This window comes from Neomoorella sulfitireducens, from assembly GCF_024733845.1.
GTDB lineage: Bacteria > Bacillota > DSM-521 > Neomoorellales > Neomoorellaceae > Neomoorella > Neomoorella sulfitireducens.
In genome coordinates this window covers 33743-49022 of record NZ_JANRHG010000002.1, presented here as the reverse complement: position 1 = coordinate 49022, position 15280 = coordinate 33743, and the positions used below count along the sequence as shown (strand labels likewise).

At 54.7% G+C, this 15280-nt stretch carries 14 protein-coding genes; all 14 read left to right on the top strand.

Translation table 11 applies throughout. The features are described from left to right. Positions 1–101 precede the first annotated feature (101 nt). The 14 genes from aroF (at position 102) to der (ending at position 15273) form a co-directional block, all read left to right on the top strand. A complete protein-coding gene (gene aroF, locus NWF31_RS03055) occupies positions 102–1130 on the top strand; it encodes a 3-deoxy-7-phosphoheptulonate synthase (RefSeq protein ID WP_258359037.1) in 1029 nt (342 codons plus the stop codon). Beyond that, complete coding sequence (gene pheA / locus NWF31_RS03050) at positions 1127–1987, top strand: prephenate dehydratase (RefSeq protein ID WP_258359036.1); 861 nt, start codon at positions 1127–1129, stop codon at positions 1985–1987. The genes aroF and pheA overlap by 4 nt, the downstream gene beginning before the upstream one ends. Beyond that, a complete protein-coding gene (locus NWF31_RS03045) occupies positions 1978–3153 on the top strand; it encodes a prephenate dehydrogenase (protein ID WP_258359035.1) in 1176 nt (391 codons plus the stop codon). The genes pheA and NWF31_RS03045 overlap by 10 nt, the downstream gene beginning before the upstream one ends. 59 nt (positions 3154–3212) lie before the next feature. Beyond that, positions 3213–4523, top strand: a complete 1311-nt coding sequence (gene aroA / locus NWF31_RS03040; protein WP_258359034.1) for a 3-phosphoshikimate 1-carboxyvinyltransferase — start codon at positions 3213–3215, stop codon at positions 4521–4523. Positions 4524–4531: 8 nt separating this feature from the next. Next, complete coding sequence (gene cmk / locus NWF31_RS03035) at positions 4532–5230, top strand: (d)CMP kinase (RefSeq protein WP_258359033.1); 699 nt, start codon at positions 4532–4534, stop codon at positions 5228–5230. A gap of 60 nt (positions 5231–5290) precedes the next feature. Further along, positions 5291–5869 carry a lysophospholipid acyltransferase family protein gene (locus NWF31_RS03030; protein WP_258359032.1) on the top strand — a complete coding sequence of 193 codons (579 nt, stop codon included), beginning with the start codon at positions 5291–5293 and terminating at the stop codon, positions 5867–5869. 115 nt (positions 5870–5984) lie between these two features. Beyond that, entirely contained in the window at positions 5985–8180 is a 2196-nt protein-coding gene (locus NWF31_RS03025; protein WP_258359294.1) for a bifunctional 4-hydroxy-3-methylbut-2-enyl diphosphate reductase/30S ribosomal protein S1, read from the top strand. 19 nt (positions 8181–8199) lie between these two features. Then, entirely contained in the window at positions 8200–9252 is a 1053-nt protein-coding gene (fni, locus tag NWF31_RS03020) for a type 2 isopentenyl-diphosphate Delta-isomerase (RefSeq protein WP_258359031.1), read from the top strand. 168 nt (positions 9253–9420) lie between these two features. Then, on the top strand, positions 9421–10176 hold the full coding sequence (locus tag NWF31_RS03015) for a DUF1614 domain-containing protein (protein ID WP_258359030.1): 756 nt from the start codon (positions 9421–9423) through the stop codon (positions 10174–10176). After that, entirely contained in the window at positions 10151–11428 is a 1278-nt protein-coding gene (gene spoIIP, locus NWF31_RS03010; RefSeq protein ID WP_258359029.1) for a stage II sporulation protein P, read from the top strand. Before NWF31_RS03015 ends, spoIIP begins: the two co-directional genes overlap by 26 nt. A gap of 1 nt (position 11429) precedes the next feature. Beyond that, positions 11430–11918 (top strand): DUF3189 family protein, encoded by a 489-nt coding sequence (locus tag NWF31_RS03005; RefSeq protein WP_258359028.1) that lies wholly within the window; start codon positions 11430–11432, stop codon positions 11916–11918. Positions 11919–11948: 30 nt separating this feature from the next. Then, on the top strand, positions 11949–12431 hold the full coding sequence (locus NWF31_RS03000) for a DUF3189 family protein (RefSeq protein WP_258359027.1): 483 nt from the start codon (positions 11949–11951) through the stop codon (positions 12429–12431). A gap of 120 nt (positions 12432–12551) precedes the next feature. Further along, a complete protein-coding gene (locus NWF31_RS02995) occupies positions 12552–13895 on the top strand; it encodes a DUF512 domain-containing protein (protein ID WP_258359026.1) in 1344 nt (447 codons plus the stop codon). Positions 13896–13956: 61 nt separating this feature from the next. Next, entirely contained in the window at positions 13957–15273 is a 1317-nt protein-coding gene (gene der / locus NWF31_RS02990; RefSeq protein ID WP_258359025.1) for a ribosome biogenesis GTPase Der, read from the top strand. The last annotated feature ends 7 nt before the right edge of the window (positions 15274–15280 follow it).

Sequence of the window (15280 nt, the reverse complement as noted above, 5' to 3'; positions counted from 1 at the left end):
TTACTTAAAATGGCAGGATGGCAGTACGGCAGGAGAGATGGCACTTGAAAAAACGTCACTCCTGGCGTGGGTGACGTTTTGCTTTTGCAGGGGGGTTACAAATGATCATTGTCATGGAACCCGGAGCAACTTCTGAGGAACAGCAGGCGGTGATAGCGCGCCTGGAACGGGAGGGTTTCAAGGTGCACCTGTCCCGGGGAATAGAACGGACAATAATTGGTGCCATTGGCGATAAAACACGTTTAAGGGCTGAAACCCTGGCCGCCTTGCCCGGGGTGGAAAAGGTGGTGCCCATTTTACATCCCTACAAACTGGCCGGCCGGGACTTTCACCCCGAGGACACCGTGGTACCTGTAGGGGATTTGACCGTCGGCGGCCGCCAGGTGCAGATAATCGCCGGGCCCTGCGCGGTGGAGAGCCGGGAGCAGCTCCTGGAAACCGCCATGGCCGTACGCGAGGCCGGGGCGACCATGCTGCGGGGAGGAGCCTATAAACCCCGCAGCTCACCTTACTCCTTCCAGGGCCTGGCCGCCAAAGGCCTGGAATTCCTGGCCGAAGCCCGGGAAGTCACTGGTTTGCCTGTTGTGACGGAAATCATGGACCCGGCCCTGGTCACCGAAGTCGCGCAGGTTGCCGATGTACTGCAAATAGGTTCCCGGAACATGCAAAACTTTGCCCTGCTCCAGGCCGTGGGCCGCACCCAAAAGCCGGTGCTTTTGAAGCGCGGCCTGTCGGCGACCATTGAGGAATGGCTCCTGGCCGCCGAATACATCCTAACTGAAGGTAATAGCCAGGTTATCTTATGCGAACGGGGCATCCGTACTTTTGAGACGTACACCCGTAATACCCTGGACCTGAGCGCCGTACCAGCAGTAAAGCATTTATCCCACCTGCCGGTCATTGTCGATCCCAGCCACGGGACCGGGCGCAAGTTTATGGTCGCTCCCATGGCCAGGGCCGCCCTGGCTGCTGGTGCTGACGGCTTAATGATCGAGGTTCACCCCAACCCCCAGGAAGCCCTCTCCGATGGCCCCCAGTCCCTGACACCGGAGCAATTTGCCCGCCTGGTACAGGAAATCCGGCCCATTATCGCTGCCAATAGCCGGGAACTGGGGCATCTGGTATCATGAAGGCAATAGCTTACCTGGGGCCCCCCGGGACTTTTTCCCATGAGGCGGCAGTTGCCTGGGCACGGCGGGCAGGTTTCAACTGGCAGGCAGGGGCGGATACTTTCCTGGCCTGCCTGAGCCTCCCGGAAGTCCTGGCCGCAATCCAAAACCACCAGGCAGGAGCAGGGATTTTACCGGTGGAAAACTCCATCGAAGGAGCGGTGAACCTCACCCTGGACCTGGTCCTGGAGGAAGAAGGGCTGCAGGTAATCGGCGAAGTAGTATTGCCGGTCTGCCACTGCCTTATGGGCCAGGCAGAGGATATGAAAGCAATCCGGGAAGTCTGGTCCCACCCCCAGGCCCTGGCCCAGTGCCGCCATTACCTGGCCACTAACCTCCCTGGAGCAAAACTTAAGGCGGTTACCAGTACGGCTGAGGCTGCCAGGGAGGCCCGCCAGAGGCCAGAACTGGCGGCCATCGCTTCGGCCTTTGCCGCCAGGCTTTACCAGCTACCGGTACTGGCAACCGGCATCCAGGATTACCAGGAAAATAAAACGCGCTTCTGGGTCCTGGGGCGGGAGGCACCGTCCCTCCCCGGTCCTTACAAGACCTCCCTGGTGGTGGCTGCCCTGGCCAACCGCCCGGGAAGTCTTTATGCCATTTTAAAGGATTTTGCTGAAGCCGGCATTAATTTGACCCGTATTGAATCCCGTCCGACCAAAAAGGAACTGGGGGAATACCTTTTCTTTATTGATTGCGAGGGCAAAGCCACGGCACCACCATTAAAAGAAGTGCTGGCAGGCCTGAAATCCAGGACGGGTTTATTAAAAATCCTGGGATCTTACTCCCAGGACAGGGGGGAAACCAGTTGCAGCTAGTTCCGGGTCCGGTTCCGGTTGCTCCACCGCCAGTAAAGGAAATAAATAGTAACAAACGAGCCGGTCCTCTGGTTGAAAGAGTGGCCATCATCGGCCTGGGCCTCATGGGGGGTTCCCTGGGCCTGGCCCTGCTGCAGGGAGGCCTGGCCCGGGAAGTGGCGGGCTATGACCGCGAGGTTGAGGCCATCCAGGCGGCCATGCAACTTGGTGCCATCAACCACCAGGCTACCTGCCCGGAGGAAGCCGTCGCTGGGGCTGAGGTAGTAATTCTGGCCGTACCGGTAGGGACCTTAAGCCAGGTGGCCGGGGCCATCGCCCCGGCCCTGGCGCCTGGGACCATTGTTACCGACACCGGCAGCGTCAAAGGAGCCGTTGTCCGGGAACTGGAAAGTATTTTCCAGCCCCGGGCCTTTTATGTCGGCGGCCATCCCATGGCCGGATCCGAGCGGGCCGGCATCAAGGCCGCCGACCGCTATCTCCTGGAAAATGCCGTCTATGTATTAACGCCGACCCCGGCCACCGATGCTGGGGCCTTGAAACGCCTGGAAGAGTTGTTCCAGGTGATGGGCTCAAGGGTTATGACTCTAGATCCGGAGGAGCACGACCTGGTGGTGGCCGGGATCAGCCATTTACCCCATCTCTTAGCCGTCAGCCTGATGCAAACTGCTGGCATTCTTTCCCGGGAGCATCCCCTGGCCCTGATGCTGGCTGCCGGGGGTTTCCGGGATACAACCCGCATCGCTGCGGGGGACCCGGTCATGTGGCGGGATATTTTTCTCCACAACCGCCAGGCTATTCTTACTTTGTTAAAATGCTGGCGCCGCCAGGTGGAAGCCCTGGAGGGGATGATTGCCCGGGGTGATGGCGAGGACCTGGAGGCTGCATTACAACAGGCCCGCTCTTTAAGGGCCCAGGTGCCGGTGCGGCAAAAAGGCCTGCTGCCCGCCCTCCATGAACTGGTGGTGACCGTCCCCGACCAGCCGGGGGTTATTGGCGGTATGGCTTCGGTCCTGGGCAATGCCGGTATTAATATTATTGACATCGAAATCCTCCGGGTGCGGGAGGGGGAAGGAGGCAGCATCCGCCTGGGCTTTACCACAGCCGCCGCTGCCTCAAAAGCCCTGGAAATATTACAAAGCAAAGGGATTAATGCCCGGATGTTGTAAAACGGCTTGACACCGGTAGATATTCCTGGTAGTTTGGAAGGGGAATCAGGAGGAAAAGAATGCAGCTTATTATCAAGCCGCCGCCATCCCTGGCGGGAACTTTAAGACCTCCGGGGGATAAATCCATTTCCCACCGGGCGGCCATCATCGGGGCTCTCGCCGAAGGGACAACGGTCATCGAGGGTTTCCTGGAGGGAGCCGACTGCCTCAGCACTTTAAGATGTCTCAGGGCCCTGGGAGTAGATATCGATGGCCCCCACGAAGGCCAGGTAGTTGTCCGCGGTGAAGGGATGGGTTCCTTGAAAGAGCCGGAAGCGATCCTCGATGCCGGCAATTCGGGTACCACCATGCGCCTCCTCCTGGGGGTGCTGGCCGGGCAGCCCTTTTATAGCGTGATGACTGGCGACGCCTCCCTGCGCCGCCGGCCCATGGGCCGGGTGACCCGGCCCCTTGCGGCCATGGGGGCCAGGATCTGGGGACGCCAGGGCGGGGAACTGGCCCCCTTAAGTATCCAGGGTGGTAACCTGCAACCCCTTACCTATACCCTGCCGGTGGCCAGTGCCCAGGTAAAATCGGCCCTGCTCCTGGCCGGCCTTTTTGCCCCCGGGGAGACGGTTATTATTGAACCCTGCCGCTCACGGGATCACAGTGAGCGCCTGCTCAAAGCAGCCGGGGCTGCTATCAAGGTCGAAGGGCTGGCTGTCAGGATCGCAGGCCAGAGGCCCCTGCAGCCATTAACCATCAGCGTTCCAGGGGATATTTCAGCAGCGGCTTTTTTCCTGGTAGCCGGGTGTATCCATCCCCGGGCCAGTATCACCCTGGAAAATGTAAATTTAAACCCCACCCGCACCGGCATCCTGGATGTACTGCTGTCCATGGGGGCGCAAATATCGGTAATGCCCCGGGGCGAGAGCGGCGGCGAGCTGGCCGGTGATATCCAGGCAACCTCCAGCAGCCTCCGGGGTGTGGAGATGGGCGGCGAACTCATTCCCCGCCTCATTGATGAAATACCAGTCCTGGCAGTGGCGGCCGCCCTGGGCGAAGGGGAAACGGTAATCCGCGACGCAGCCGAACTGAGGGTGAAGGAGAGCGACCGCATCACTATGGTGGCCCGCGAGCTGGACAGGATGGGCGCCAATATCCAGGCACGGCCCGATGGTTTCCTGATTAAAGGGGTTAAAGGGGGCCGCCTCCAGGGAACAGTGGTGGACAGTCACGGCGATCACCGCCTGGGAATGGCCCTGGCAGTAGCCGCCCTGGTGGCCGAAGGGCCAACGGTAATCAAGGGCGCTGAATGTATGGCCATTTCTTACCCCCATTTTGCCGCCGACCTGGCCCGGCTGGGGGTAGAAGTCAGGGAAGAAGAGTGAGGAATAAATTGCACGGTAACGTAGCCATCGACGGCCCGGCCGGGGCCGGTAAAAGCACAGTAGCCAGGCTCCTGGCGCAAAAACTGGGTTATCTATACATCGACACCGGGGCCATGTACCGGGCCCTGACCTGGAAGGCCCTGCAGCTGGGAATAGATTTATCTGATGAAGAAAAGCTGGTATCCCTGGCCGTTGTAACTACTATCAAGCTGGAAAACACAGCAGGAGGTACAATAAAGGTCTACTGCGACGGCGTTGATGTTACTGCGGCCATCCGGCAGGAAAAGGTTTCCAATCATGTTTCGATTGTCGCCCGGATACCAGGGGTGCGGCGGCGGCTGGTAGAGCTACAACGGCAAATGGCCGCTTCCAACCGTGTGGTCATGGACGGCCGCGATATCGGCACCAATGTCCTGCCGGAAGCTCCTTACAAGTTTTTCCTGACGGCTTCCCTGGAAGAGAGGGCGCGGCGGCGTTACCAGGAACTCATAGTTTCCGGGCGGGAAGTTGACCTGGAAACCATTAAGGAAGAAATCCGCCGGCGCGATGCCCGGGATAGCCAGCGGGAAGTAGACCCCTTGCAACCGGCACCTGATGCTGAAATCATCGATACGACCAATATGGGAGTTGATGAAGTAGTTTCTAAATTAGTGGAACTAATCAAAGCCAGGACAAAGGACCCTTTACAATCAAGCTGTTTGAGGTAAAGGGTTGTGCTGAGTGGTAAAGCGGCCCGGGCAAAGCCGAGGAGTGAGGGGAGTCTACCAGTGTTTTACCTGTTCGCTAAATTCATCTGTTATCTTTTTTTGCGCTTTGTCTGCCGCTGGGAAGTCAGGGGACGGGAGAATTTTCCCCTGGAAGGACCGGTTATTGTTGTAGCCAACCATATCTCCCTGATGGACCCGGTGGTTGTCGGCGTCGTTGCCCCCAGGACAGTACGGTTTATGGCGAAAGAAGAGCTTTTTCATATTCCCATAGTCAACTGGATTATTAAAGGGCTCTACGCCTTCCCTATACGGCGGGGGCGTTCCGACCGGGCAGCTTTAAAAGCGGCACTGGAAATCCTCCGCAACGGCCAGGTCCTGGGAATGTTTCCTGAAGGTACCCGCAGTAAGGACGGCCAGCTACTTCCTTTTCAGCATGGCGCCGCCCTCCTGTCCTTGAAAACCGGTGCACCGTTGCTGCCAATGGCTATTAAAAATACCAATAAAATATTTTCTGGAGAAAAGGTTAAAGTGATTATCGGACGGCCTTTAAAGATTGATATTAGCGGTCCCAGCACACCCCAGCAGGTTGAAAGCCTGACGGCAGCCGTTTACAGGGCAGTAGCCGAAATGCTGGCTTAGAAACCAGCTTTTTTTAATGACAGGCAGGAATTTGCTTCTTTTTCGCGAAATGTAAATAATGTTCGGCTGGAATCAGCAAACTAAATTCTAGCCTTGAATTAGGAGAAGAATTTTGGTGGAAGTGATCGTTGCTGAATATGCAGGCTTTTGTTTTGGCGTCACGCGGGCCGTAAAACTGGCCAGGGAGGCTCCCAAACCCATCGCTTCCCTTGGGGCACTAATCCACAACAGGCAGGTAGTGGAACAACTTGCCAGGGAAGGCGTTCAACCTGTAGAAGCACTGGATAATGTCGATTGCGGAAGGGTATTGATCCGTTCCCATGGCGTGACGCCGGATCTATTAGCGGTTGCCAGGGAAAAAGGGCTGGAGGTTATAGACGCTACCTGCCCCTACGTAGCACGGGCCCAGAGCATGGCCGCAAAAATGGCCGGTGAGGGTTACCAGGTTGTAATTGTAGGTGATCCTGCACATCCCGAGGTAAAAGGGTTGCTCGGGTGGGCCGGTCCAGGGGCAGTAGTAGTTCCCGATAAAGAAGCAGCAGCCCATCTGCCCTTTCACCCCCGGCGGGCAGTTATAGCCCAGACCACACAGCCGGAGGAGAGGTTGGAGCAAGTTGCGGCTGTATTGCGTCTTAACACGGACACTCTGGTAGTACACAATACCATTTGCCATGCTACCCGCCGGCGCCAGGAAGCAGCAGTTAACCTTGCGCGCCAGGTAGACGTCATGCTGGTAATCGGCGGTAAAGAGAGCGCCAACACCCGACACCTGGCCGAACTCTGCCGGGCTACGGGGACGCCGACCTACCATGTAGAAGAGGCTGGGGAATTGTGTTACCAGTGGTTTATTAATGCCCGGAGGGTCGGGGTAACAGGTGGCGCTTCGACCCCAGCGTGGATTATTGAGGAGGTAGTAGCAATGCTGGCAGAAGAGGAAAAAATGATGGTTTCCGAGGGTGAAAAGGAGCCGGCAGTTCCAGCGGGAGGAGATGACTTGGCGCCGGCCGGGGAGAATAACGAAGTGGAAGTGACCCCGGAAAACAGCCCCATAACGGCGAGGGCAGAGGACACCGTGGAAACAGCAGGGGATGTCGACTACCCCATAGAACCGGAGGCTGTAGAACCTGCCCCTGCTGGCGAACAGCAGGAAGAACAGAAAAATGAAATGCAGCAAATGGAAACTAAAATGCCTGAACTACGCCGGGGTAGCATTGTCACTGGTACTGTAGTCCAGGTTAATGATAACGAGGTCCTGGTGGATGTGGGTGGAAAATGTGAAGGGGTTATTCCTTTAAATGAACTTACCCACCTCAATATTAGCGATCCCCGGGAAGTAGTAGCCGTAGGTGATACCATTAACGTAATGGTTTTAAGGCCTGAAGATGAGGAAGGGCATCCGGTTTTATCTAAGCGCCGTGCCGACCGCCGGGTTGCCTGGGAGAAACTTGAAGAACACCTGGCCAGCGGTGCCGAAATCCAGGGTGAAGTCATTGAAGTAGTTAAAGGCGGCCTTTTAGTCGATGTAGGGGTAAGGGGTTTCGTACCCGCTTCCCTCATTGAAAGGGGTTACGTCGAAGACTTAAATGCCTATTTAGGAAAGACTTTACGCTTGCGGGTCATTGAGCTTGATCGCAGTAAGAATAAGGTTGTTCTTTCCCAGAAGGCCATCCTGGAAGAAGAGTATGAAAAGCAACGCCAGGCTACATGGGAAAGCCTGGTGGAGGGCCAGATCCGGAAAGGTATCGTCCGGAGATTGACTAACTTTGGTGCTTTTGTTGATCTGGGTGGCGTCGATGGTCTACTCCACGTTTCCGAGATATCCTGGGGTAGGGTAGAACATCCCCGTGATGCCCTGCATGAAGGGCAGGAAATCGAAGTCAAAATCCTGGGTATCGACCGGGAAGAGGGGAAAGTTTCCCTGGGACGTAAACAACTCCTGCCCAATCCCTGGGATACAGCCGCCAGCCGTTATCCTGTAGGATCAATAGTAGAAGGTAAAGTCCTGCGCCTGGCTCCCTTTGGCGCTTTTGTAGAAGTCGAACCGGGTATAGAAGGACTGGTGCATATCTCCCAGCTGGCCGACAGGCATGTAGAAAAACCCGAGGATGTCGTTAATGTAGGGGATATTATCCAGGTTAAAGTACTGGGGGTAGACCAGGAAGCCCAGCGTATGAGCCTGAGTCTTCGCCAGGCCTTAAAAGACAAAGCCAAAAAGCAGCCCAAACAAGCAGAAAGAAACCAGGAAAACCAGGAAGAAAGCGGTGTAAAACTGGGGGATTTATTCGGGGAGCTTTTTGAAGAGGCAAAATGAAAACGCGAGGCGTAAAGAAATGCCTGAAATTATAGCGGGAAGAGGCCGGCGCAAGCTGGAGCACCTGCGTTTCTTCCAGCTAGAAGGCAACGGCACCAACGGCCTGGAGGATGTCCATTTAATCCACCAGGCCCTGCCAGAACTAGATTGGCAAGACATTGATCTTAGCTGCCGGTGGCTGGGGAAAACCCTGGCCGCCCCTTTTATTATAAACGCCCTTACCGGTGGCCCTCCGGAAACAATAGAAATTAATGCCGCCCTGGCCAGGGTGGCCAGGAGGACGGGCATCGCCATGGCCGTAGGTTCCCAGAGGGGGGCCATAGAAAATAAAGCCTGGATGGAAAGTTTTACCATTACGCGCAGAGAAAATCCTGAAGGTCTACTCCTGGCCAATGTGGGAGCCGGTAATTCACCGGAAGATGCCCGGGAAGCGGTTGCCATGATTGCCGCCGATGGCTTACAGGTTCATCTAAACGCCGCCCAGGAACTAGTTATGCCTGAGGGCGACCGTTCCTTCCGGGGATGGCTGGAAAATATAAAGGATATGGTAAACATCCTGGATGTACCGGTTATTGCCAAAGAAGTAGGTTTTGGCCTGTCCCGGGAAGCAGCTTTACAGTTATATAACTGTGGTGTTCGTATTTTTGATGTCGGCGGTCGCGGCGGGACAGATTTTGCCGCTATTGAAAATAAACGCCGGGACAGGCAGGTTGCTTCCCTGGCCTACTGGGGTTTACCTACTGCCGTAAGCATCCTCGAAATAAAAGAACTGAGCCTGCCGGTAGAGATTGTGGCCACCGGTGGTATCCGGAGTGTCCTGGATGCCGCCCGGGCCCTGGCCCTGGGGGCGAAAATTGTTGGTGCGGCCGGCCATTTTTTAAAGATTCTTCTGGAACGGGGAGAAGATGCCCTGGTGCAGGAAATCTTCGACTGGCAGGAAGATTTAAAACGCATCTGTCTATTAACAGGATGCTCTACACCGGCAGAACTGGCCACCAGGCGAGTAGTTATTACAGGTAAGACAAAAGCCTGGCTGGAAGGTATCCAGCAACGGCCTTTAAGACAGGTCTGATAAGACTGTTGCCACCCACCAGACCCATTATTTTGGGTTTGGTGTTTTTTTATTCATGCAGGGCTATTGCCGGATATATTTGCCTGAAGGCCTATTTTGCCCCTTCCACTGCGGTACCGGTATATTTCTTTCCTGACGGGGAAATCTAACCCTGGAAGGTGGTTAACTATGACGGGATATACTGCCGGTGTTTTAATGTTAGTTATTATCTTTGTCCTGGTCTATTTTGGCCTGGCCCACAGGGTCCTGGACCGCCTGTATTTAAGTGACCGTGCTGCCCTGGCCCTGATTGTTGCCATGATTTTCGGCAGCTTTATCAACATCCCGATCACCAGCGGCCGTGTAGTTACTTCGGTTAATGTTGGTGGGGGTTTAATACCCCTGGGCCTGGCCGTTTATGTCCTTTACCGGGCCGGGACCGGACGTGAAGTAGGGCGGGCTATGCTGGGGGCAGTAATTACTGCCGGCGTACTTTCGGGCATCAACATTTTAACCAGGGGCCGGGAAGCCTGGAATGTTTACGGGCTGAGCCTTTTAGATCCCATATACTATTATCCCCTCATCGCCGGCCTGGTAGCCTATCTTGTAGGCCGTTCCCGCCGGGCAGCCTTTGTCGGCGCCATCCTGGGAGTGTTATTGCTGGATGGCATCGACCTTATCTACTATCTAAGGACGGGTTTAAGGGGTACGGTAGCCTTTGGCGGGGCCGGTATAATCGACGTTACCTTTATGGCGGCTGTAATAGCCGTGCTTCTGGCTGAATTGATAGGTGAAGCACGCGAAAGAATCCAGGGCGGGCCGGAGGTTTCAAAGCGGCCCCGTTCCCTGCTGGCAGGGCTGCGGGGTGCTCCACTGAAGCCTTTACCTGATAATAAAAAGGATAATGGTGGTGATCAAGGTGAAAAAAGCAAAGAGACCTCGTAGATTCTGGCTTGGCATACTCACCGTTTTTACCGCCCTGGCCCTGGTAACTATCCTAGCTCTTCATGAAAGCTATAGGGAAGCTACAACTACGGTTTTCAACCTGAAAAACCTGTTGGCGAGCCAGGCCCATACCGAAGGAGAATATTCCATTTTAGTGGATGAACAAGGGCGGATCTTGGATATGATGTCCCGCCGTGTTTACCTCAATGATGAGTTTATTGCCGCTGACAACCATCGTTATAAAGTAATTCGCATTGAAGGGAACCGGGCTATCTGCCGGGAAATAGGGATAGAACAGCTTTCTCTAGATAAAAGCACCCTGTCTCCCGATGCCACCGCCCCTGTCCAGGCCAGGGGCAGCCAGGTAATAGGTGTTTACCATTCCCATGACGACGAATCCTACGTACCAACTCAAGGTACAGAGAGTATACCTGGGAGTGGGGGAATTCTGCAAGTAGGTACGTCCTTTGCCAATCGCTTGCGCAGCATGGGCTTGACGGTAATCGTTGATCAGACCTCCCATGCTCCCCATGATGATGCGGCTTACCGGCGCTCGCGCCGTACGGCTACGGGATTGCTGCAAAAAGGGGCAGCAGCTATCTTCGACCTGCACCGTGATGGCGTGCCCGATCCCACTTTTTACCGCCGCACAATCAACGGTCAGAATGTCACAATGATTCGTCTGGTCGTCGGCAGGGAGAATCAAAACATGAGTGCTAACCTGGATTTTGCCAAAAGGCTCAAGGCAGCTGCCGACACCAGATACCCCGGCTTGATCAGGGGGATTTTTATCGGCGCCGGTAGCTATAACCAGGACCTTTCGCCACGGGCTATGCTCCTGGAAGTCGGTACCCATACCAATACCCTGGCGGAAGCCGAAGGGGGAGTAACCCTTTTTGCCGATATTGTTCCCCCCGTCCTGGGCGTGGCTGCCCAGCCGGCAGCCAGTCGAACTACCAGCACGACTGCTGACTGGAAAGGTGTTTTATTTGTTATCCTGGCCGTCGTCCTCGGCGGCGGCGCTTTCCTCATTATTTCCACAGGTAGCTGGGAAAAAGCGGTGTCCAGGTTGAAGCAGGTGACTTCTATCGAATGGGTTAATTTACTGGGATGGAGACGGGCAAAAAGGCCCCTGCTGCCCGGATTAAAGGAGCGGGAAGCTGGCAGCTTTAAAAAAAAGGTGAGGTATGACAGGAAAACAGCCCCAGAATCTTTACCTAACGAGGAAAGGGCTGACTGGCAAAAGGATTAAAATGGTTGTTGTATATCATTGTTTTGGCGGTTCCCATTCTTCAATTACGGCTGCGGCCATCCACCTGGGGTTATTACCCCGGAACAGATTACCTACGGCAGCGGAACTCCTGGCCCTGCCGTATTTTGATGGTCGCAGCCGGGGCGAAGAGGGAGAACTAAAATTTATTGGCATCGATGAGTATGGTAATAAGATTTATGCCGCGGGAAAAAAGAACCTGGGCAGCCGGTTTGAAGCATTGCTCTATGATCTGGCAGCTATACTGGGAATAAAGGGGCAGGAAATTTTACTTATTGATACCTCTCCCCTGGTAAATCTTCTCATGCGGATCGGGGGTTTTACCTCGCGCCGTATAGGCCTGACCTTCCTTGGCCGGCCTGTAGTTGTGCTGGGTACCAGGCGCGCCTTTCCCGGTCTGGTAAAGCTTGTAGAACAGAATAAACATCTGTGGAAGCCGGCGCGTACCTTAGCCGGGACGACAGCAGGATGAAGATAAATTTACCCGGAAAGGTTAGCCATTGTGATAATCATTTATGCTTGTTTTAGCGGCACCCATGCGGCGGTCATAGCCGCTGCCCTCCATGCTGGCTTTTTGAATCCAAGCCAGCTACCGGCATGGGATGAATTAAAAAAATTGCCTCATTTTGACTGCCCTGAGGGAAAAGGCGGCATGCGTTATATAGGCCATACACTTGCAGGCCATGCTGTGTATACCGCCGCTGTCGGGCATGACGGCGAGGCTGCCCTGCTCTCTGTAAAGACTTTTCTAACAGCCTTAGGACGGGAACAGCGTGAGGTACTCTGGTTAGACGTCTCCCGGCGGGTTTCCTTTTTATGGCGGGCCGGCGCTTTTTGCCGGCGTTATCCCTTCCTGGCATGGCTAGGGCGCCTGCTGTTACAGGGGAGCCTGGGACGAGACTATAACGTCCTTGTTGACCTTGTCAAGGAGGCCTGCAGGCAGGAACTTAACGAAGTTAAATACTGCCGCCGGAACCAGCTTTAAACATAAATTAAGGGCTTCAAGTAAAAACTTGACGGCCGGGGTAAAATATTGGATAATTAAGGCGAAATCCAGGGCGTTGTAGCAGCCTTGGATAAGGGATGGTCAGGAGATGACATTCTTTTGCCTGAAGAAGGGGTAGTAATAACAGCAGTCCGGCCGGACAGTATAGCCGCAGCACTGGGCATAAACCCTGGTGATAAGTTGGTGGCCATAAACGGGGAACGGGTGCCCGACCTGATTGTTTACCGTTACCTTTGTGCCGGTGAAAACCTGGAGGTTGAGATTGAAAAAGCGGGCAGCGAGCGATGGCTACTGGAAATTGAAAAGGATTACGACGAAGATCTGGGACTGGAATTTGGCGCTTCAACCTTTGATGGCTTGCGCCGTTGCGGTAATAAATGCCTTTTTTGCTTTGTCGACCAGATGCCCCGGGGTTTGAGACCCGGTCTTTATATCAAAGATGACGACTACCGTTATTCTTTTCTCCACGGCAATTTTATTACCCTGACCAACTTAAGGCCCAGAGACTGGGAATATATCTTGCGCTGGCATCTCAGCCCCCTCTATATTTCCGTCCATACCACCAACCCGCAATTAAGAAGCAAGATGTTAGGCAATCCCAGGGGCGGGGAGATAATGGCGCATTTGACGAAACTGGCCGCAGCCGGCATCCAGATGCATACCCAGGTTGTCCTCTGCCCGGGGCTTAATGACGGCCCGGAGTTAGAACGGACGGTAAAGGACCTGAGTGGACTTTTTCCCGCAGTACAGTCCATTGCCGTAGTACCTGTAGGCCTAACCTCCCGGAGGGAGCATTTGTACCCTTTAAGGAGGGTAAAGCCGGAGGAGGCCGCTGGAATAATAAGCCAGATTGCCGCCTGGCAGGCAGGTTTTCGCCGCCGTTTTGGGTGCGGCTTTGTTTACGGTGCCGATGAATTTTATTTACTGGCCAATCTTCCCTTACCTCCAGCTTCTTTCTATGACGACTTTCCCCAGACGGAAAATGGCGTGGGGCTAACACGCCTTTTCCTGGATGAATTCAAAGCTACCCTGGCCAAACTCAAACAACCAGAAATCCAGCCTCGCCGCGTGATAATAGCCACCGGCACCCTGGCGGCACCAGTCCTGGCAGGGCTTATCCAGGAGGCGACGGCAAAGGCCAGCAGCCTGGAAGCCATGGTGGTTCCGGTAAACAATCATTTTTTTGGTCCCCAGGTGACGGTGGCCGGCCTCCTAACCGGGCGAGACCTTCTTCAGGGGTTAAAAGAGGCTGCCTCCTGGGCCCGGGAAAAAGAAGGAGTTATTCTCATCCCCGACGTAATGTTAAAAAAGGACACGCCGGTTTTCCTTGATGATATGACGCCGGAAATCATTGCTGCTGAACTGGGAGTAGTCGTAGAAGTAGTTCCGGCTACTGGGAAAGGATTGATAGCGGGATGCTACGGCCGCACGGTTGTTCAGTAATACCTCGACCGTATATTAAAACCAGTATAGATGATTTATTTTAGTAGTGGAGGAATTCTTTTTGCCCAAACCGGTAGTAGCCATTGTCGGGCGGCCCAATGTCGGCAAATCAACCCTTTTCAATCGCATTACCGGCACCCGGGTGGCCATCGTTGAAGACACCCCGGGCGTTACCCGTGATCGCCTGTATCGCGATGCCGACTGGCGGGGCCGCCAGTTTACCCTGGTCGATACGGGCGGTATTGCCGCCAGAACAGACGATCCTCTGGTAGTTCAGGTAAGGCGTCAGGCCGAAATAGCCCTGGAAGAAGCCGATGTTATCCTTTTTGTCGTCGATGCCAGGAGCGGTTTAACCGCGGACGATGAAGAGGTGGCAGAGTTATTACGCCGTTCCGGGCGGCCGGTAATTTTAGTGACCAACAAGGTCGAAGACTTCAGGGACCCTACCATGATCCACGAATTTTACCGCCTGGGCCTGGGGGAACCTTTACCTGTTTCTGCTATTCATGGTTTAAATATAGGCGATCTCCTGGACAGGATCGTTGATCTCTTGCCGGAAACTGCCGCAGAAGAGGACGGGCCGGCCTTAAAAGTAGCCGTGGTGGGGCGACCCAATGTGGGCAAGTCATCTATTGTCAACCGTCTGCTGGGAGAAGAACGTGTTATCGTCAGCGACCTGCCGGGGACTACCCGGGATGCCATAGATACATATTTTCGCCGGGGTGAAAAGGAGTACATCCTTATTGATACAGCCGGCATGCGCCGCAAAAGCCGTATTGCCAACCCTACAGAACATTACAGTGTTTTACGGGCCCTGAAGGCTGTAGATCGAGCAGATGTAGTCCTGGTTGTCCTGGACGGCACTGAAGGCGTTACCGAACAAGATAAAAAAATAGCCGGCTATGGCCATGAACAGGGTAAAGCTTCTATAATAATAGTAAACAAGTGGGACCTGGTACCCAAGGACGATAAAACAATAACTCGCTATGAGGAAAGGATCCGGGAAGAGTTAAGTTTTATGTCCTATGCGCCTATTCTCTTTGTTTCAGCCCTGACAGGACAGCGGGTCGCCAAGATTTTACCTGCCATTGACGCCGTAGGAGCAGAAGCCAGCCATCGCGTTGCTACGAGCACACTAAATTCCGTAGTACAGGAAGCAATTATGCTCACGCCACCGCCGGCAGTAAAAGGGCAAGGGGTTAAAATATTCTATGCCACCCAGGTCCGGGTTAAACCGCCAACCTTCATCTTTTTCTGTAACCGTCCGGAAGATATCCATTTCTCCTACCAGCGTTACCTGGAAAACCAGCTCCGCCAGGCCTTCGGCTTTGAGGGCACTCCGTTGCGTTTGCTGTTCCGCCGTAGTAAGGGACAATAATAAAATG

Coding starts and splice junctions, on each gene's coding strand:
- aroF (WP_258359037.1), top strand. CDS start 102: ATGATCATTGTCATGGAACCCGGAGCAACTTCTGAGGAACAGCAGGCG.
- pheA (WP_258359036.1), top strand. CDS start 1,127: ATGAAGGCAATAGCTTACCTGGGGCCCCCCGGGACTTTTTCCCATGAG.
- aroA (WP_258359034.1), top strand. CDS start 3,213: ATGCAGCTTATTATCAAGCCGCCGCCATCCCTGGCGGGAACTTTAAGA.
- fni (WP_258359031.1), top strand. CDS start 8,200: ATGCCTGAAATTATAGCGGGAAGAGGCCGGCGCAAGCTGGAGCACCTG.
- NWF31_RS03015 (WP_258359030.1), top strand. CDS start 9,421: ATGACGGGATATACTGCCGGTGTTTTAATGTTAGTTATTATCTTTGTC.
- NWF31_RS03005 (WP_258359028.1), top strand. CDS start 11,430: ATGGTTGTTGTATATCATTGTTTTGGCGGTTCCCATTCTTCAATTACG.